Annotated in this window: 19 protein-coding genes; 10 read left to right on the top strand and 9 right to left on the bottom strand. The window is 51.0% G+C overall.

The window, feature by feature from the left end:
* The first annotated feature begins 43 nt into the window (after positions 1-43).
* Positions 44-319 carry a hypothetical protein gene (locus FH871_RS06025; RefSeq protein WP_138990447.1) on the top strand — a complete coding sequence of 92 codons (276 nt, stop codon included), beginning with the start codon at positions 44-46 and terminating at the stop codon, positions 317-319.
* 60 nt (positions 320-379) lie between these two features.
* Here FH871_RS06025 and FH871_RS06030 read toward each other — a convergent pair whose 3' ends face one another.
* The 3 genes from FH871_RS06030 to FH871_RS06040 form a co-directional block, all read right to left on the bottom strand.
* Positions 380-2,140, bottom strand: coding sequence for an ABC transporter ATP-binding protein (locus FH871_RS06030; RefSeq protein WP_138990448.1), 1,761 nt, complete (start codon positions 2,138-2,140; stop codon positions 380-382).
* 120 nt (positions 2,141-2,260) lie between these two features.
* Positions 2,261-3,178 carry an EamA/RhaT family transporter gene (locus FH871_RS06035; RefSeq protein ID WP_138990449.1) on the bottom strand — a complete coding sequence of 306 codons (918 nt, stop codon included), beginning with the start codon at positions 3,176-3,178 and terminating at the stop codon, positions 2,261-2,263.
* Positions 3,179-3,328: 150 nt separating this feature from the next.
* Positions 3,329-3,994, bottom strand: coding sequence for a fasciclin domain-containing protein (locus FH871_RS06040; protein WP_138990450.1), 666 nt, complete (start codon positions 3,992-3,994; stop codon positions 3,329-3,331).
* A gap of 224 nt (positions 3,995-4,218) precedes the next feature.
* Here FH871_RS06040 and FH871_RS06045 point away from each other — a divergent pair, with 224 nt between their 5' ends.
* The gene (locus tag FH871_RS06045) at positions 4,219-4,689 is read left to right on the top strand and encodes a peptidylprolyl isomerase (RefSeq protein ID WP_138990451.1); all 471 of its coding nucleotides are present in this window, start codon (positions 4,219-4,221) and stop codon (positions 4,687-4,689) included.
* 108 nt (positions 4,690-4,797) lie between these two features.
* Positions 4,798-5,388 (top strand): hypothetical protein, encoded by a 591-nt coding sequence (locus tag FH871_RS06050; RefSeq protein ID WP_138990452.1) that lies wholly within the window; start codon positions 4,798-4,800, stop codon positions 5,386-5,388.
* A 115-nt stretch (positions 5,389-5,503) separates the two neighbouring features.
* Here the strand turns inward: FH871_RS06050 and FH871_RS06055 are convergent, their stop codons facing one another.
* Both FH871_RS06055 and FH871_RS06060 read right to left on the bottom strand, forming a co-directional pair.
* The gene (locus tag FH871_RS06055; protein WP_138990453.1) at positions 5,504-6,247 is read right to left on the bottom strand and encodes an EcsC family protein; all 744 of its coding nucleotides are present in this window, start codon (positions 6,245-6,247) and stop codon (positions 5,504-5,506) included.
* A gap of 21 nt (positions 6,248-6,268) precedes the next feature.
* Entirely contained in the window at positions 6,269-7,675 is a 1,407-nt protein-coding gene (locus FH871_RS06060; RefSeq protein ID WP_138990454.1) for a hypothetical protein, read from the bottom strand.
* 129 nt (positions 7,676-7,804) lie between these two features.
* Here FH871_RS06060 and FH871_RS06065 point away from each other — a divergent pair, with 129 nt between their 5' ends.
* A complete protein-coding gene (locus tag FH871_RS06065; protein ID WP_138990455.1) occupies positions 7,805-8,485 on the top strand; it encodes a murein L,D-transpeptidase catalytic domain family protein in 681 nt (226 codons plus the stop codon).
* Here the strand turns inward: FH871_RS06065 and FH871_RS06070 are convergent, their stop codons facing one another.
* Both FH871_RS06070 and FH871_RS06075 read right to left on the bottom strand, forming a co-directional pair.
* Entirely contained in the window at positions 8,486-9,691 is a 1,206-nt protein-coding gene (locus FH871_RS06070) for a L,D-transpeptidase family protein (RefSeq protein WP_138990456.1), read from the bottom strand.
* A 158-nt stretch (positions 9,692-9,849) separates the two neighbouring features.
* Positions 9,850-10,812, bottom strand: a complete 963-nt coding sequence (locus tag FH871_RS06075) for an MBL fold metallo-hydrolase (RefSeq protein WP_138990457.1) — start codon at positions 10,810-10,812, stop codon at positions 9,850-9,852.
* A 168-nt stretch (positions 10,813-10,980) separates the two neighbouring features.
* On the opposite strand from FH871_RS06075, the gene FH871_RS06080 reads away from it, so the two are divergent.
* Both FH871_RS06080 and FH871_RS06085 read left to right on the top strand, forming a co-directional pair.
* Entirely contained in the window at positions 10,981-11,358 is a 378-nt protein-coding gene (locus FH871_RS06080; RefSeq protein ID WP_138990458.1) for a DUF4397 domain-containing protein, read from the top strand.
* 172 nt (positions 11,359-11,530) lie between these two features.
* Entirely contained in the window at positions 11,531-11,830 is a 300-nt protein-coding gene (locus FH871_RS06085) for a hypothetical protein (protein WP_138990459.1), read from the top strand.
* On the opposite strand, the gene FH871_RS06090 is transcribed toward FH871_RS06085, so the two are convergent.
* Complete coding sequence (locus FH871_RS06090) at positions 11,827-12,579, bottom strand: DeoR/GlpR family DNA-binding transcription regulator (RefSeq protein WP_138990460.1); 753 nt, start codon at positions 12,577-12,579, stop codon at positions 11,827-11,829. The two genes, FH871_RS06085 and FH871_RS06090, sit on opposite strands and share 4 nt — an antisense overlap.
* A gap of 58 nt (positions 12,580-12,637) precedes the next feature.
* On the opposite strand from FH871_RS06090, the gene nudK reads away from it, so the two are divergent.
* A complete protein-coding gene (nudK, locus tag FH871_RS06095; RefSeq protein ID WP_138990461.1) occupies positions 12,638-13,219 on the top strand; it encodes a GDP-mannose pyrophosphatase NudK in 582 nt (193 codons plus the stop codon).
* A 90-nt stretch (positions 13,220-13,309) separates the two neighbouring features.
* On the opposite strand, the gene FH871_RS06100 is transcribed toward nudK, so the two are convergent.
* Entirely contained in the window at positions 13,310-13,510 is a 201-nt protein-coding gene (locus FH871_RS06100; protein WP_138990462.1) for a hypothetical protein, read from the bottom strand.
* A 256-nt stretch (positions 13,511-13,766) separates the two neighbouring features.
* Between FH871_RS06100 and FH871_RS06105 the strand changes: the two genes are divergently transcribed.
* The 3 genes from FH871_RS06105 (at position 13,767) to FH871_RS06115 (ending at position 16,713) form a co-directional block, all read left to right on the top strand.
* Entirely contained in the window at positions 13,767-14,030 is a 264-nt protein-coding gene (locus tag FH871_RS06105; protein WP_138990463.1) for a hypothetical protein, read from the top strand.
* A gap of 186 nt (positions 14,031-14,216) precedes the next feature.
* Positions 14,217-14,408: a cold-shock protein gene (locus FH871_RS06110; protein WP_114404734.1), complete on the top strand. Its 192-nt coding sequence runs from the start codon at positions 14,217-14,219 to the stop codon at positions 14,406-14,408.
* A gap of 172 nt (positions 14,409-14,580) precedes the next feature.
* Complete coding sequence (locus FH871_RS06115; RefSeq protein WP_138990464.1) at positions 14,581-16,713, top strand: Tex family protein; 2,133 nt, start codon at positions 14,581-14,583, stop codon at positions 16,711-16,713.
* Positions 16,714-16,757 lie beyond the last annotated feature (44 nt).

A 16,757-nucleotide genomic window follows, 5' to 3' on the forward strand; every position in this document is an offset into this window, starting at 1 on the left:
GGGCACAGCGGTGGTTATAGGGGGATACCATCAACTCAGGACTATGACACCCTCACAAAATCCGAACCTTCATCCGGTCAGGGAAACGACGCCTTTAAAGGATATTCCGTCGGATATGGACAACGATCCGAATGCCGATGAAGAAGTAATCGATCAGACCGGACCAACGCCCAGCCAGGAAGAAACGGCATTGCAACCCAGCCCGAAACCAACGGGGCGCATCCCGTCGGGCATGGACAAAGATCCGTCCAACGATGAAAATCTAAACGAAAAAATTGCCTACGCGCTGGTTGGCGCGGAACCGAATAGAAAAGAATGATGAGTGATGAGTGATGAACGATGAATGGATTAATTCATCGTTCATCACTCATCATTTAAACTAAACCATCTCCTTATACTGCATCCGGTACAGGTTCGCGTAGGTGCCCTCATGCTGCAGCAACTCTTCATGGGTTCCCTGTTCCACGATGTGGCCTTTGTCAACGACAATGATTTTATGGGCTTCGCGGATGGTGGAAAGCCGGTGGGCAATTACGATGGCCGTGCGCCCTTTCATCAGTTTTCCAATGGCATCCTGAATCAACCCTTCTGTTTCGGTATCGACCGACGACGTGGCCTCGTCCAACACCATAATGCGGGGATCGTGAACCATGGCCCGAACAAACGAGATCAACTGCCGCTGACCCACCGAAAGCGTCGAACCGCGCTCCATCACGTTGTACTCATAACCGCCCGGCAATCGCTCGATGAATTCATGAACGCCCACCAGTTTGGCCGCTTCAACAATGCGCTCCCGGCTGATGGATTTATTACCCAGGGTGATGTTGTTTTCAATTGTATCCGAAAACAGAAATACATCCTGCAAAACGACGCCAATGCTCTGCCGCAACGCTTCCAGTTTATACTCGTGTACCTCGACACCGTCGATTTTGATCTCCCCCCGATTGATGTCGTAAAACCGGCTTAACAAGTTGATGATGGACGACTTCCCGGCTCCCGTGGCACCGACAAAGGCGACGGTTTCGCCTTCTTTCACCGTAAAGTTGATGTCTTTCAGGACGTAATTGTCGTCGTTGTAGGCAAACCAGACATTTTTAAATTCCACCTCACCCCGCCAGGTTGCGGGCGCATAGGTGCCGGTGTTGGGCGTAAAATCATCACTGTCCAGCAGTTTCAGAATCCGGTCGGTGCTCACAATTCCCATTTGCAGGGTATTGAAGCGATCGGCGAGCATTCGGATGGGTCGAAAAAACAGGTTAATGAACATGATAAAAGCCGTCACCGTTCCGTAGGTAACTTCCTGGTTCAGAATGGCTTTGGCACCATACCAAACGACAAGACCCGTCGCGGCTGCCGACAGAATATCGGCCACCGGATAATAGACAGAATAGTACCAGATCGATCGGATGTTGGCTTTGCGGTGTTCGTCGTTAATCTGCCGGAACTTCTCCTCTTCAATCTTTTCGCTGCCAAAAATCTGCACGATGTTCATGCCGGTAATGTGTTCCTGCACAAACGAGCTCAGGTTGGCCACGGCGGTCCGCACTTCGTTGAACGATACTTTGATTTTTTCCTTGAAGACGTATGTACTCAGTAACATCAGCGGAATCATCGACAAACTGATGGCCGAAAGCCGCCAGTCGGTGTAAAACATGACGGCGATGATCAGCACCAATTGCAGAATATCGCCCACAATGGCGGCCATGCCTTCGCTGAAAACGTCGGAGAGCGTTTCAACGTCCGAAATGGTGCGGGTTACGAGTCGGCCAATGGGGGTGTTATCGAAAAATTTCAGACGAAGTTTCAGGACTTTCTCATAGAGCTGAACCCGGATATCCCGAATCACATTTTGCCCCAGCCAACCGGAAAGATAGGTATTGAAAAACTGAATGATGCCCTGCAAAACCAGAATTGCGATCATCAAAATCAGCATTTTGGTCAGGCCCGGATAATCGCCGGTGGCAATTTTGGCGTCGATGGTGTAGCGAATCAGCAACGGACCAACGGGAGCCAGCACCGCACTCAACAGAATAATCAGAATAAGCCCGTAAAATTGGAGCTGGTACGGTTTTACAAAGGCATAAAGCCGTCGCAGGGTAATCCAGTCAAAAATCTGACCACTCTTGGTTTCGGTATTCACAAAGAAAACAGTTGGAAGGTTTTTCGGAGTAACAGAAATATTGGGTGAAGAGTTTGCAGTGCAGAGTGAAGAATTAAGAGTGAAGCGTGTACGCGTCAGCCAACTCTCAACTCTTCACTCTTAATTCTTCACTCCTATCGCCAATTGCGCCAGTTCCTGCCAGGAAATCAAACCGATGGCGACAATGGCGAGGGCCAGCCCGATCCGGTTGATGACCAGCAGCTTTTCTTTGAAAAAGAGCAGGGCCGACAAAGCCGCCACCAGAATCACGCCGATGTTGTAGAGCGGATAAACGAAAGCGCCATTGCCGCCATATTCGGAAAGTGCCAGCAGCAGGGTGTAAAAACTCAGGAAATTCGGAATGCCCAGGGTGATGGCTCCCACGAAGGTCTGGCGTTCAATCTTTTCTCTGTCGAGAATCAGTCGGCTCGATAGCAACACCAGACCGGCAGCAATGGCACCCAGTACCATTGTCAACGTCACCTGCAACGTTTGATCAGTCGATGGAATATACCGGATGTTCATGTAATTGATCATCGTATTGGTGACTCCATAGAGCACAAAAACCGCCACCGGCAAGAGCGTATTCCAGCCCAGGGTTTTCACGGTTTGGCCTTCCTGCTTCTTGTATGTACTCAATCCGACGGCCACCACCGCCAGAATCAAACCGATGTAATTCAGCGCATCGAAGGTTTTTCCACCGGTTTGAAAGACGAAGAGACTGAAACAGACCGGAATCACCAGCGACATGTTGTTCGCCAGCGACGTGGCCGTGATGCCCATTCGCTGCGTCGACAGACCCGACAGGATGAACGTAATGATGAACGCAACGCCCAGACCCAGGGCAAGCCACGTCCAGGTTTGGGAAAAATCGATGAAAAAAGGCTGGTTGCGGGGCAGCAGCAGAAAACCGGTCAGGAAACAAACCGGATAGTTGAAGACAATTGCCTGAAAAGTATTGACCCGGTAGCGGGGAAAAAGCCGGAAATTAAGCAGCAAAACAACCGAAAGCAGAATGCTTAGGAACAGAAAAAGCATGGCAAAGGCAGAAGGAGAAATTTTCTTTTGCCGGAAAGGTAGTAATAAATGTAAAATGAAGAATGTAAAATGCGAAATGTAAAAGTTTTCGCCCGCAGCGTCTCACTTTTCCATTTCGCATTTTACATTCTTCATTTTGTATTAGCTCTTCTATTTCCCTTTTTCAGCGGGCATCAGAACCGCATCCACCGAGTGAATAACCCCGTTCGTGGCTTCCAGATCCGCGCGGTTGATGGTGGCGGCATTGCCTTGTCCATCCGTGATGGTGATGGCGTCACCCTGTTTACCGACGGTCAGTGTTCCGCCCGTAACGGTTTTCAGTTTCTGTCCATCCTGCAACTGATCGGAGGTATAATTGCCTTTGACGACGTGATACGACAACAGCTTCACCAGCTTTGATTTGGAAGCGGGCTGCAACAACCCGTCGAGTGTTCCGGCCGGGAGTTTATCAAACGCTTCGTTGGTAGGCGCAAAAACCGTGTAAGGTCCTTTTCCTGCTGCCTGTTCCGTCAATCCGGAAACCCGCATGGCCCGGAATAAAACGGTATGATCGGCTGATTTGGCCGCGCTGATGGCCAGATCGCGACCGGTGGCGCCACCGGGAGCCATGCCACCCCGCGATTCCCGGCCCGCACCCATCGGCCCGTAGGCGTTGGCGCTGCTTTGGGTTGAAACCGACGTGCTGCTTCCCAACGGGTTCGATTGCGATGCGGGGCGCGAAGTCGTGTCCTGAACCGTTTGAGCAACCACGGTTTTGTTGGCACCAACCAGCAGGCCTAGTGCCACTGCCACTGCGAAAACTGCTTTTTTCTGCATGATGAAAATTAGTTTGTTAAACAAAACGTCGAGAATTTACTATCCCTTTTTAACACATTCCGCCTTCCTTTTGTTGTCTAGATGTAGTTGGGTTAACGGGGCATGGCCGGTGAATATTTCATTTTGGGTCATCTTACGACCGTAATCTTAGCGTAGAATCGGGCAATTAGTTGCATCCTTTCTCAAACTATATCACCTTTGTTTTTCTATTCAATATTTTAAACATGCAAATTTCCAAACACAAAGTTGCCGGCATACACTACACGTTGCGCGACAACGACGGCAATATTCTCGACTCCAGCGAAGGACGGGATCCATTATATTATCTCCACGGCGAGGGAAACCTCATTCCGGGTATGGAAAACGGACTGGCCGGAAAATCCGTCGGCGACAAATTTCAGATCAAGGTGCCTGCCGAAGATGGCTACGGTATTCCTGATCCGCAAATGATTCAGGCGGTTCCCATCAGCGCCTTTGGCGGTCAGCCGGTACAGATCGGGATGCAGTTCCAGACCAATCAGGGCCAGGTAGTAACGGTTACGGAAGTGAACAACGATCAGGTGATGATCGATGCCAACCACCCGCTTGCCGGTCAGGAACTGAACTTCGATGTCGAAATCATCGACGTTCGGGACGCCACGGCAGAAGAGGTGACGCATAAACACGTACACGGACCGGGCGGGCATCATCACTGATCCTACCCGTCGTAAATAGTCTGTCGATCACCGGTATTTTTTCATAAATTTGGATGAATACCGGTGATCGATCGATTTAAGGCTGACAAACCCTCTCTTTTTAATCCCATGAAAACATTTACCTTTTTTCTATTTTCGGGCTTTTGCGCTTTCAATGCCCTGGCCCAGACGACCGCTCCGACGCCCGACCTGCAAATCAAAACCGCCGTACTGGCCGCTCCCTCCGACAAACGCGATGGTGCAACGGTTTTGGGCTATTCGGGTAAAAACGAAATGATTGTGCTGCGGAAAGGAACGAACGATTACGTCTGCCTGGCGGACGACCCGACGCAGAAAGGTCTCAACGTATCCTGCTATCACCAGGGTCTGGAACCCTTCATGGCCCGTGGTCGGGAATTAAAAAAAGAAGGAAAATCACCGGCTGAAATCATGAAAATCCGGGAGGAAGAAGAAAAAGCGGGCAAGTGGAAAATGCCCAAACAACCGTCTTCCCTTTTCGTTTATTCAGCACCGGATTCCAGCTACAATGCGGCAACGGGCGAAGTAAAAAATGGCTACCTCCGGTCAGTCGTCTACATCCCCTACGCCACCTCCGAAAGCACGGGTTTACCCCTGAAAGCCGAAGCACCCGGCATGCCCTGGATCATGGACCCCGGCACCCACCGGGCGCACATCATGATCAATCCCGCAAGGAAATAATTTTATTGTTAACTGGTTAGTATGGTTAAATGGCTCTGATGGTTAAAATGGTTGGCTGACGCGTTATTTTTCGTGCGTTAGCCAACCATTCAACCATCAAAACCACCCAATCCAGTTAACTCTCCATTCCTAACTCCCTCCTTTCCGCCCACCGCATCCGGTAGGCGTTCATGGCGGTTTTGCCGAGGGAGTCGAGCAGGCGGTAATTGGCAACCAGACCGACGGCGGCACCGATGCCGGGAACCAACTGGGCCATTTTGACCAGATCAATGTAATCCCGGTATTCCTGTTGAAAGGTTCGCCAATCGAACTGGTTGATGTCGTCGGGAAGTTGCTGGCTTTTGGCCTGCCAGTTGAGCATCTGCTGGTAAACGAACTGCCGACGCTCCTGGCTCGAAAACGCCAGTTGGAAGATATGCATGATGTAAAGCCGCTCCTTGTATTCGTTGACCGGATAGCCGTAAATGGCGGCAATTTCGAATAGCAGCTTCATTTTCAGGGCGAGTAACAAAGGAAAATCCGCCAGCCCCAGCAGAATGCCGCCCGCGCCGGTAACGCCCCCCTCAGCCGCTCCGGCGGTTTTATAGAATGCAATGCGATCCCGAACCCGCTCCTCCCGTTCTTCCAGTGACAACGGTTCCAGCAGTGGCTGCCGGGTCAGAAACTCCGCGCCGAACAACACGGCCCGCGTCATTTGCTTGATCGTCGCCGTAATGGCCTGATGCACTTTCTCGGGAATGAACTTGTTCATCCGCGTTTGCAGGTTCTTCGAAAGCCGGTTGACGGCCGACGGTCTGCGCATCATTTTCTGTCGCCAGACATTCAATTCACGCACCACGGCGTCTTCGTAAGGGGACATTGCTGTTCGTTGGTTTCAGGTTTATCGCGGTTGTCGGCGGTTTGTTTGCCGGACGCCGGTTCCCATTTTTGCGTTGTTCGACACCCGGTTGTACCCTTCAAAGGTTGTGTTATCGACCGTGGTATTATACGAATCCAGACTCAATTGAATGGCGGTTTTGGTACTGTCGGTCGTACGGAACCGACTACCGGCTGTAATCCGGCTTTGTTTGATTCGGGCACCCACAATGCCCCCGTTGATAAACTGGCTGTTTTTGACCAGCAACTCGGTCAACTGCCCGTTGTAGTACCGGATATTGCTGCCCCGAAAGGTGGCGCCATTGACCGTAATCCGGCGCGAACCGGAATTTTCGTAACTGATGTAAGCGTCTTTGTCAAAATCGCAACCCGGCCCGATAATCGTCTCCTCGTTGGTGGAAGTGCCTCCGCCGTAGTTGGAAAACGAATTGCGGGCGACGGTGTTCAGGGTGCGTACTTTGATCAGGGTAACCGGGCCGCTGAATGTCAAAACGCCATCGGTGTCGGTTGCTTCCAGCCCTTTGCCACAATTCCGGGCCGTAAAATTGGTGATCGCAATGCGGTATTGGTAATGTAACCCTTTTACGGCATTCACGCAATTTTCGGCCTCTCCGTTTTGAATGGTGGCTTTTACGCGCTCCGAAACGCCAAAACCCACCCGGTAGCCGATCGCTTTACAAGTGTTCCACGTCACGCGGTGGTCCGAATCGGTTTGCTCACCCTCCGACCAGAAACCGGCATACGGGCTGATTCCTTTCGTATTTCGGGCCACACAACGCACAAACACGGTGCCGGGCGCATTGTCGCTGTCGAAGGCATCGCCCACGCAGTCGGTCGCGGTGCAGGATTCAAAACGCGTATTCCGGGCGTAGCCCCCGGCAATAAACGGCGATTTTCCGCCGACATCATGATACCGTTTCTGGCCACTGGCCCGGCAGTTCCGAAACACATTGCGATCCGAAAGCGCGGTTGAGTTTCCGGCATTGAACAGTTGATTTTCAACGACAAACGTGCTGGCATCGGCATTCTGAATGGAAACCCGATCGGCCCCGCTGGCCGTACAGCCGCCGAAATAGATACCGCCCTCAATCGGGCTTTTGTCGCAGTCGATGGACAGATCCCGAATAAAAACCCGCTGCTTCCGGTTGGCCCAGAACGCATAGCCACGCTGGGAATCCCGGATCAGAAACGTCCGGCCCATGCCGGCCCCCTGAATGCTGATTCCCGATCCGGTGATTTCGACCGGCCCCTGCACGAACTGCCCGGCGGGGTAAGTCAGTGTGCCTCCACCCTGCCTTTGTAGATCGGCGATTGCCCGGACTGCCGCCGGTGTATAATCAGTTTCGCCGTTTTTTTTGTACTTTACAATGGAAACAACTGGCAGTGCCAAAGTCGCTGAACCCCAGAGCATAAGGAATAAAAGGAAAATGGAATGACGGGACATAAGGCAGAAATTCATGGAACTATCGAATTATTATGGCACAGTTGGCGTTAGTTACCTACATCCCTTTTTACATACTAACCAGTTAACCAACGTTTTATGAAAAAAGCGCTGCTGATTCTGCTTGCCATTCTTCCGCTAAGCCTTGCCAGTGTTGGCACCACGGTTAGTGCCAAAGCCCACACCGCGGTTGACAAAGCCAGCCTTTGGGCGGGGGTTTACGACGGGTTGAACCTGGAACGCATGGGGCTTCAAAAAGAGGTATTCGACTACGCCCTGCGTGGTATTCAGAAAACCAAGTTTACAAAATCCATTCTGAGCATCGTTGACCTGAGCCAGCCGTCGAACAAAAAGCGGCTGTATGTCATCGATCTCGATCAACAGAAATTATTGTTTCAGACCTATGTCGCCCACGGCCGGAATTCGGGCGAACTGATGGCGGCTTCGTTTTCCAACACGTTTTCGTCTTTCCAATCCAGTCTGGGATTCTACCAAACCCTCAATACCTACCAGGGCAAACACGGTTTGTCGCTGCAACTGAAAGGATTGGAACAGGGTTTTAATGATAACGCCTTTAGCCGCGCCATTGTGATGCACGGTGCGGATTATGTCTGCGAAGATTTTATTCGCAAAACCGGTCGGCTAGGCCGTAGCCAGGGTTGCCCGGCCATTGCCAACGCGGTCAGCAAAGACATCATCAATGCCATCAAAGGCGGTTCCTGTCTGTTCGTCTATTCACCCAGCCCGGATTATCTGCAAAAATCAACGTTTCTGCTGTAATTACATCGGGCGACCGTCCAGATCGTATACATCTTTGTAATAACGCAACTGCCCTTTTTCATCGACATCGACCCGGTTGTAGACCACAAAAACCGGGAACGGTTTGGGTAGTGTCAGCGTCTGCGGTTTTTGATCGACCATACAGCGGTTCATGAATCCTTCGTCCAGCACCGGCGTCCCCATCAGATAGTTAGCCAGTTCAACCGGTTTCTGCACCCGCATACAGCCGTGGCTACGCCAGCGGTTGCTGGTTTGGTCAAACAGGTCACGGGCGTTCGTATCGTGGAGGTAAATAGCCCCCGGCCCGGTCAGGTTGAACTTGATCAAACCCAGGGAGTTGTTACACCCGGAAGCCTGCCGAAACCGATAGGGAAAATTCTCGGCGGACATTTCTTCCCAGTTAATTTCGGACGGATCGACCACCTGCTCTTTTTCGTTCAGCACCTCCATATTCTGGTTCTCCAGATAGTCTGCGCTTTGCTGCACCTTCGGCAAAATTTCCTTCAGACCGATGCCACGCGGCACATTCCAGTAGGGATAGGTGATGATGTCGGTGAGATAGGTTGTAAAGAACGGCGTTTTGGTATCTTTCTTCCCCGCAATGACGTCCATCGGCAGCAGGCATTTCCCACTCCGATCGTAGATGTTCAATTGGGCGGCCGGAACGTTAACGACCAGAAACCGGTCAAAATCAAAGCGATTCAGATAGCGATAAAAATTCAGCGTCTGACGAATGTATTTCCCGGTATCGGATGGCGCGTTTTTCCTTAATTTGGCGTAGGCACTGACCAGCGTGGTATAATGTCCAAAAACCGGTGTTTTCCGCAGCGAATCCAGCGCCGATTTTCCTTCGTCTTTTTTCAGCATGGCAATTGCCCAGACGGTGTCGATTTTTTCCGGGATCTTGTTATACGTGATCCGGGACGGTTTTAGTCCGTAGCGCAGTTCCAGCAATAAGCCCGTGAACTTTTCGCCAAACTCTTTTTTGGTATCGGATTCGAGGAACGAATACCGGTTGGTGTCGATCCCGACCGAATCCGCAGCCCGGCACAACTGCCGCATAACCACTTCCGCCTGAGAGCGATCCCAGCCCTCAGCCGGAACATCGTTTTTATTCAATAATCCAAAGTGCCTGATTGAAAACCAGGCTACCAGGACGACAATAACGGCACTTCCTATTAAAATGATGATATTTCGGCGTTCCATACGTGAGTTCTATTATACGTACCCTTAAAACACCATTCCAAGCCGTGGTGTTTAACTTTTACAGGATCATTTACCGGAAAAAGCCCCGAAAGCCCTGATTGGATCAGCAGCCGTCGGGGCTTTTGGTGCTTTTGCGCCTTCATAACCAGCGCAGCGCCTTATTTCTTCCGCTTGGTGCCTAAAAGCAGCATTACCGTACCGACGATGACGCCAATACTGAGGATACGGGTAACATGGTACGAAATCGGGGCGGGCATATCGACAATTCCCTCCTCATCCGAATGCACGGGTTGCTTCACATATCGACCTCCTTTCGGCACTTCCCGGCTTTCAAAATGGAGCACTAAATCTTCCAGGAGCTGTGGAAGTTGGATGCCCTGAATCGCTTTTCCGTGCCCGGTACCGGCCGACGTCGGGTTCAGGGCCGCCAGTTCCTGAATCGAACGTTTTGCGGCTTCCCAGTCAATCGTGAAATAAGCCGGTGGCCCATGTAGCTCCTGCTTCTGGGTCATCACGGCAAACGCCGAGTTCTGATCGGTATTGGTGAATGCGTCACCCGCCACCAGACTCCGGTCGCTCTCCCGGAACAACGAAACATGGCCGGGCGAATGACCGGGCGTATGGATGACTTTCCAATCGGGCAATTCCGGGATCAGACCATCCGCCGGAATCGGCCGAATCCGATCACCAAAATTATACGGTGCTGTTGGGAACATCCACGACATGTAGGCCATTGCCCCGCCCCCAACCGATGGGTCTGGCGGTGGATAATGCGACTTCCCCTGTAAAAACGGCATTTCCAGGGGGTGGGCATAAACCGGCACCGTTCCCCAGGCTTTCAGCAAGGCTTCCAGCGATCCGGCGTGGTCAAAATGGCCGTGCGTCAGCACAATGGCCTGGGGCGGGTTGGAATCGCCAAACCATTCCCGGGCTTTTTTCAAAATCTGATCGGCACCGGAAGGTGTTCCGGTGTCAATCAGAACCCATTTCCCACCGGGTTGCGATTCTCCAATAAAATAGATGTTGACAAAGCCATTTTTTATCCCTCTCACGTCTTCGGCGACGTCATACGGACTCCGTTCTTCACGGGTTGTCAGATTTTCGAGTGTCTGCCTTTCCATACCCACGTTTGATTTGGTTTGCTTTTTTAACCTGATCTCTCCCGGATTGTTGACATTAGTTATTTACCGTTTCACATATTCAATTCAACAGTTCAGATAAAATTTGTTTTCGGATCGCAACTAACGTACAGACCTTTGTCTCAACAAACGACAACAACAACTACTGCTATGAACTTCTTGCCTACCTTCTCAAACCATTTTTTAACCCGGTTTTGCCTGCAATTCCTGTGTGCCGTGCTTCTGCTGAGCGTTACGGTTTCCTGTAAAAAAGAAACGGAAGTTGAACCGGATTCAGGCCGGGTAATTTTCTGGTCGTCCAACAATGCCATCGAAACCATTAAGGTGGATTGTTACGTCGACGGCACCAAAGTGGGAACGCTGAGCAAAGTAACGGCGTCCGCTCCATCCTGCGACGCGACGGGTTCGCCCGTAACCACCGTGAAAGCGGGGGAACACGAGCTCGAATTCCGGGCCGCCAACGGCCAGAGTTTCTCCGAAACCTTCACTGTCGAAGCGGGGAAATGTGTTGATTTTGAATTGATGTAAAAGAGGTTTACAGTTTTCGGTATACGGTTTACGGGGACTGGCGCATTCATCCTGTTCGTGCGTCAGTCTCCGTAAACCGTATACCGAAAACCATAAAACCGTAAACTAAGCCCCATCGTAATGGTCGACTTCCAAATTTGTATATCTTTGCGTGCGAAAACCGCTGTTGAGAATGCGAGTTCTGAAAGTGACCAAATACAGCCCGATTTTACACGAATTACGGGCATCGTGGGGCGTGCTCCAGGCGGGTAAATACCTCCTGGCCGAATCCATGCAAAACCGGAGCGAGGAGGACGATTTCTTTGCGTATCAGAATGCCGTTGCCGAAATCGGTCGTATCGAGCGCAAACTCGATATTCTATACGATGAAATCCAGGCCATCGAGTTGCTGCACCAGGCTGCGATTCTGACCGGGAATTACGAGGATCTATCGAGCCGAAAACGCTCGAACGGCAATACTTCCCTGAATTAATTCAACACCCGAACACCTTGTTCGCGGTACAGTTCCAGCACCTCCGGCTTGGCATTGGAGTCCGTTACGAGCACCTGAACCAGGCTCAGCGGAGCAAACTGCACATATTTGTCTTTTTCCAGTTTCGTCGAGTCACACAACAGATAAACGGTTTCGGCCTGCGCGGCCATCGCCAGCGTCATCCCGCCTTCGGTTTCGCTGTGAGCCGACAGTCCGTGCTGCGCCGAAATACCGTCGACACCCAGAAACGCTTTGTGCGCGTGGTAGCGGGCCACGTGCTCATGGGCGATCAATCCGTGAACAGCCTGCCGTTTCGGATCCACTTCTCCCCCCACCAGATTCACCCTCACTTCCGACTGCATCAGCTCGTTGACCACCGGTAATGAGTTCGTTATCACCTGAATGCGTTTATTCCGGATAAACTGACAAAGACGGAAAACCGTACTCCCACAATCCATAAACACCACCTCCCCTTCGTTGATCTCCTGGGCCGCCAGTCGACAAATGTGGTCTTTGTTCTCGGAATTGACGGCGGTTTTGTTCACAAACTGCACTGGATTGATGGCTAGCCCCACTTTCATGGCACCACCGTGTGTGCGGTAAATCAACCCGTCGGTCGCCAGTGTCGTTAAATCCCGACGAATGGTAATTTCCGAGGTTTGCAGGAGTTCGGCCAGTTCTTTCACGTCAACCGACCCTTTCTCTTCGACCGTTTGTAAAATAAGCCGCTTGCGGTTAGGAAAATTCATCGCTGAGTTTTTAATTTGCTCAAAAATAATCAAAAACAATCAAAAACAACCAATACTAATGAATAATTCTCGGGTTCAGCTCATCAGGCAGGAAGTATTATCGGACAACTGGTACACCTTGCGGAAAGTGACTTTTAACTACCAGCGTAAGAATGGGGTTTGGGAGACACAGTCCCGGGAAGCCTACGACCGGGGAAACGGCGCGACGATTCTGCTGCACAATCCGGAAAAAAACACCGTCATTCTGACGCGCCAGTTCCGAATGCCGACCTACGTCAATGGCAATGCGAGCGGTTTACTAATCGAATCCTGCGCCGGTTTACTGGACAACGACAACCCGGAAGACGCCATTCGCCGGGAAACGGAAGAAGAAACCGGTTTTGTTGTGACCAACATCCGGAAAGTTTTTGAAGCCTACATGAGTCCGGGATCGGTCACGGAGAAGCTGTATTTTTTCACGGCAGATTATTCCGATTCAACCGAAAAAAGAACCGGAGGGGGCATTGAGGAAGAAGAGATCGACGTACTGGAAATGCCCTTACCGCAAGCCATGCAGATGATTGCCGAGGGCGAAATTGTGGACGGAAAAACCATTATGTTGCTCCAGCACCTTTGTATTCAACAATTCCAGGCCGCCTGACCAGATCTCCAACCTCCCGCTGCATAGCCTTCCCACCGGAGGTTGGAGTCGTCTTTTACAAGTTACGGAGACAACGGAATCAGGCAACTATTAAATAAAATGACGTCTCGCATTCCGGCGAATCACCGGAGGTAAACCGCTCAGGTAAAAATCATCGATCGGTTGGTTCCAAACTTGCTTGAAACGTTCTTCAAGCGCCCGGTAATCGAGCTGTTCAGTCTTGGTAGAGTTCAATTTATACAGTTCATCTCCCATGATGCAGGAGAGAAAAAAGAAGGGATCGTATTTCATGAGGATAGGATAATTTATAGGCACAAAGGAAGCATAACGGCATTAAAAAAAGATGTAAACCAGATTAAGCCGTCCTTAAAAGTGGCATCGTTTGATCTGTTTATATTAAAACAAGATTAAAAATGCAAAAAACCGGAAATCTTAAATCTCACAATAGTTATACTTAGAACAGTAATACGCAGTGAAATAATTCACCAATCATGAGCCAGTTTCAATCAAATTTTGTTATCTGGATAGAACATTCAGTTTGTTTCACATGACAACGCTCACAGAACCCTACAGGGACATGCTCCGCTCGCTGATTGCGCTGCGGAAATATGTCAAGATATTCTACACCACCGACCTGAACGAATTGATTTCGGTTACGTCCATTATGACTGAAATGACGACCAAAGCCGAGGGCGATTCCGTCACCCTTGCCTCCGGTGAGTCAATCCCGGTGAATCGGCTGGTGAACGTCAATGGCGTGTATGCACCCGGTCACGAGGATTACGAAAGCTGTCTGGACTGTCGGATTTGACAGCAAAAGGGCGAAGGAGCAAACCGGATATTCTTTGCTTATTTAGGGGTAGGCCGATTCAAAACGTAGCTGAATAGACCGTTCCTGCCTAAATAAGTGGCCTTTGCCCACAAAAAAATGTTATAAAAATTTGGAAAGAAATATAAAAAAATAGTCCTTTATACAAATTCTTTCAATCACAATTCAATGCAAACAGGAGTAGTAAAATTTTTTAATGAAACCAAAGGATACGGTTTCATTAAGCCGGATGCACCAGGCGAGGACATTTTTGTTCACTCGACGGGCCTTGTCGACCAGATCCGCGAAAACGACAAAGTAAAATTTGAAGTTGAACGTGGCAAAAAGGGTCTGAACGCTGTAAACGTAGAACTGGTATAATCGAAAGATAGAGCCGTTTGAGTTTCAAGAAGAAAACATGCCTGGTGGCATGTTTTTTTTTGCCCGCTGAACCAGAACCCCTTACCGCTGTCAGCCGGTATTTCTGATTCTTTTTTGTTGACAAACCATCCTTTCGTGCTTTTTTTGCGGCTTCATTCAGTAAATCGACTCCATGAGCCCATCCCCCGACCCCAGTAATCTGACGTCGCGCATTGCTGCCCTGCTCAATCTGAACGCCCGGCAGGTTGCCCAAACCGTTCAGTTGCTCGACGACGGTGCCACTGTGCCGTTTATTGCCCGCTACCGCAAAGAAGCCACGGGACAACTGGACGAAGTGCAGATCGGGGCCATCAAGGATACCTACCAAAAAATGGTTGAACTCGACAAACGACGGGAAACCATCCTGAAATCCATTGCCGATCAGGGCAAATTGACGGCGGAACTCCGCCAGAAAATTGAATCTTCTGCTTCAGTCACCGAACTGGAAGATTTGTATTTGCCCTATAAACCCAAGCGAAAAACCCGGGCCACCATCGCCATTGAAAAAGGTCTGGAACCCCTGGCTAAATTTATTTTCAGTCAGCGCGAAAATACGGTGGAACGAAAAGCCGCGTCGTTCCTGAACGAGCAGGTGGCCACCGTTCAGGACGCCTTGCAGGGTGCCCGCGACATCATGGCGGAGTGGATCAATGAAGACGCCGACGCCCGGCAACGCATCCGGAATCTGTTTGAACGGGAGGCTATTATCCGGGCCGTTGTCAAAAAAGACAAGGAAGTCGCCGGGATTAAATACAAGGATTATTTCGACTTTGCCGAACCGCTCCGCCGGGTTCCCTCCCACCGTTTGCTGGCCATCCGGCGCGGGGAAGCGGAAGGGATTTTGGCAGTGAGTATTTCACCGGACGAACAAACCGCCCTCGAAAGGCTGGACCGGCAGTTTTTGCGACACGGCTCGTCCGAAAGCATCGACCAGGTTGCGATGTCCATCAAAGACAGCTACAAACGACTCATCAAACCGTCGATTGAAACCGAATTTGAAAACGTTTCGAAGCAGAAAGCCGATCAGGAGGCCATCAAAATTTTTGCGGATAACCTGCGCCAACTGCTCCTGTCGCCCCCACTCGGGCAGAAGCGGGTGCTGGCCATCGACCCCGGTTTTCGAACTGGCTGCAAAGTCGTTTGTCTGGATGCCCAGGGAAATCTGTTGACCAACGACGTTATTTACCCCGACAGCCGTCGTGAACAGGCGCAACAGACCTTGCTAAAACTGGTCGCTCAGCACCAGATTGAAGCCATTACGATTGGCAACGGAACTGCCGGGCGCGAAACCGAGGACTTTGTCCGAAGTCTGAATTTTGGCAAAACCATCCCGCTGTTCATGGTGAGCGAACAGGGCGCATCGATTTACTCCGCATCGGAAGTGGCGCGGCAGGAATTTCCGAATCAGGATGTAACGGTGCGGGGTGCCATTTCCATCGGTCGCCGGTTGATGGACCCGCTGGCCGAACTGGTTAAAATTGATCCCAAATCGATTGGCGTGGGGCAATACCAGCACGATGTCGATCAGAATGAACTGAAAAGCAGCCTGGACCGGGTGGTAGAAAGCTGCGTGAACCAGGTGGGCGTTTCGCTCAATACGGCCAGCAGTCATTTGTTGCGCTACGTTTCCGGCCTGGGGCCACAACTGGCGCAGAACATCGTCGAATACCGGGCGCAAAATGGCCCGTTTCAATCCCGCGACCAGTTGAAGAAGGTGGCCCGGCTGGGTGCGAAAGCCTACGAGCAATGTGCCGGTTTTCTCCGCATCGATCAGGCTAAAAATCCGCTCGACAACAGTGCCGTTCACCCGGAAAGCTACGCTGTGGTGGAACGCATGGCCCGCGATCTGAAATGCACAGTGACCGATTTGGTCAAAAAAACGGACCTTCAAAAGCAGATAAAGCCCGAATTGTACGTTACCGAAACAGTGGGGCTGCCAACCCTGCGCGATATTCTGGCCGAACTGGAAAAACCGGGCCGTGATCCGCGGGAAACGCTGGCCGTTTTCGAGTATGACGAGCGGGTCCGAAAACCGGAAGATCTGCGGGAGGGCATGCTGCTGCCGGGCGTGGTGACGAACGTGACGGCTTTCGGCGCTTTTGTCGATATCGGCGTCAAACAGGACGGACTGGTTCACATTTCGCAATTAGCCAATCAGTTTGTTTCCGATCCGCGTCAGGTCGTCAGTGTTCACCAGAAAGTGCAGGTAAAGGTGCTGGAAGTTGATTTACAGCGCAAACGCATTGCCTTAACGATGAAAATTTAATAGTTTAACCCCTTGTACCGTCATTTCCCTGACGATTGACGCTT

Origin of the sequence: Larkinella sp. C7 (assembly GCF_006149005.1) — a bacterium.
Lineage (GTDB): Bacteria > Bacteroidota > Bacteroidia > Cytophagales > Spirosomataceae > Larkinella.

Excerpts from the sequence above, each read along its gene's own strand:
- FH871_RS06105 (WP_138990463.1), top strand. The coding sequence starts at position 13,767 with ATGACAACGCTCACAGAACCCTACAGGGACATGCTCCGCTCGCTGATT.
- FH871_RS06055 (WP_138990453.1), bottom strand. The coding sequence starts at position 6,247 with ATGTCCCCTTACGAAGACGCCGTGGTGCGTGAATTGAATGTCTGGCGA.
- FH871_RS06045 (WP_138990451.1), top strand. The coding sequence starts at position 4,219 with ATGCAAATTTCCAAACACAAAGTTGCCGGCATACACTACACGTTGCGC.
- FH871_RS06070 (WP_138990456.1), bottom strand. The coding sequence starts at position 9,691 with ATGGAACGCCGAAATATCATCATTTTAATAGGAAGTGCCGTTATTGTC.
- FH871_RS06040 (WP_138990450.1), bottom strand. The coding sequence starts at position 3,994 with ATGCAGAAAAAAGCAGTTTTCGCAGTGGCAGTGGCACTAGGCCTGCTG.
- FH871_RS06115 (WP_138990464.1), top strand. The coding sequence starts at position 14,581 with ATGAGCCCATCCCCCGACCCCAGTAATCTGACGTCGCGCATTGCTGCC.
- nudK (WP_138990461.1), top strand. The coding sequence starts at position 12,638 with ATGAATAATTCTCGGGTTCAGCTCATCAGGCAGGAAGTATTATCGGAC.
- FH871_RS06080 (WP_138990458.1), top strand. The coding sequence starts at position 10,981 with ATGAACTTCTTGCCTACCTTCTCAAACCATTTTTTAACCCGGTTTTGC.
- FH871_RS06050 (WP_138990452.1), top strand. The coding sequence starts at position 4,798 with ATGAAAACATTTACCTTTTTTCTATTTTCGGGCTTTTGCGCTTTCAAT.
- FH871_RS06075 (WP_138990457.1), bottom strand. The coding sequence starts at position 10,812 with ATGGAAAGGCAGACACTCGAAAATCTGACAACCCGTGAAGAACGGAGT.
- FH871_RS06085 (WP_138990459.1), top strand. The coding sequence starts at position 11,531 with ATGCGAGTTCTGAAAGTGACCAAATACAGCCCGATTTTACACGAATTA.
- FH871_RS06090 (WP_138990460.1), bottom strand. The coding sequence starts at position 12,579 with ATGAATTTTCCTAACCGCAAGCGGCTTATTTTACAAACGGTCGAAGAG.
- FH871_RS06100 (WP_138990462.1), bottom strand. The coding sequence starts at position 13,510 with ATGAAATACGATCCCTTCTTTTTTCTCTCCTGCATCATGGGAGATGAA.
- FH871_RS06065 (WP_138990455.1), top strand. The coding sequence starts at position 7,805 with ATGAAAAAAGCGCTGCTGATTCTGCTTGCCATTCTTCCGCTAAGCCTT.
- FH871_RS06025 (WP_138990447.1), top strand. The coding sequence starts at position 44 with ATGACACCCTCACAAAATCCGAACCTTCATCCGGTCAGGGAAACGACG.
- FH871_RS06110 (WP_114404734.1), top strand. The coding sequence starts at position 14,217 with ATGCAAACAGGAGTAGTAAAATTTTTTAATGAAACCAAAGGATACGGT.
- FH871_RS06060 (WP_138990454.1), bottom strand. The coding sequence starts at position 7,675 with ATGCTCTGGGGTTCAGCGACTTTGGCACTGCCAGTTGTTTCCATTGTA.
- FH871_RS06035 (WP_138990449.1), bottom strand. The coding sequence starts at position 3,178 with ATGCTTTTTCTGTTCCTAAGCATTCTGCTTTCGGTTGTTTTGCTGCTT.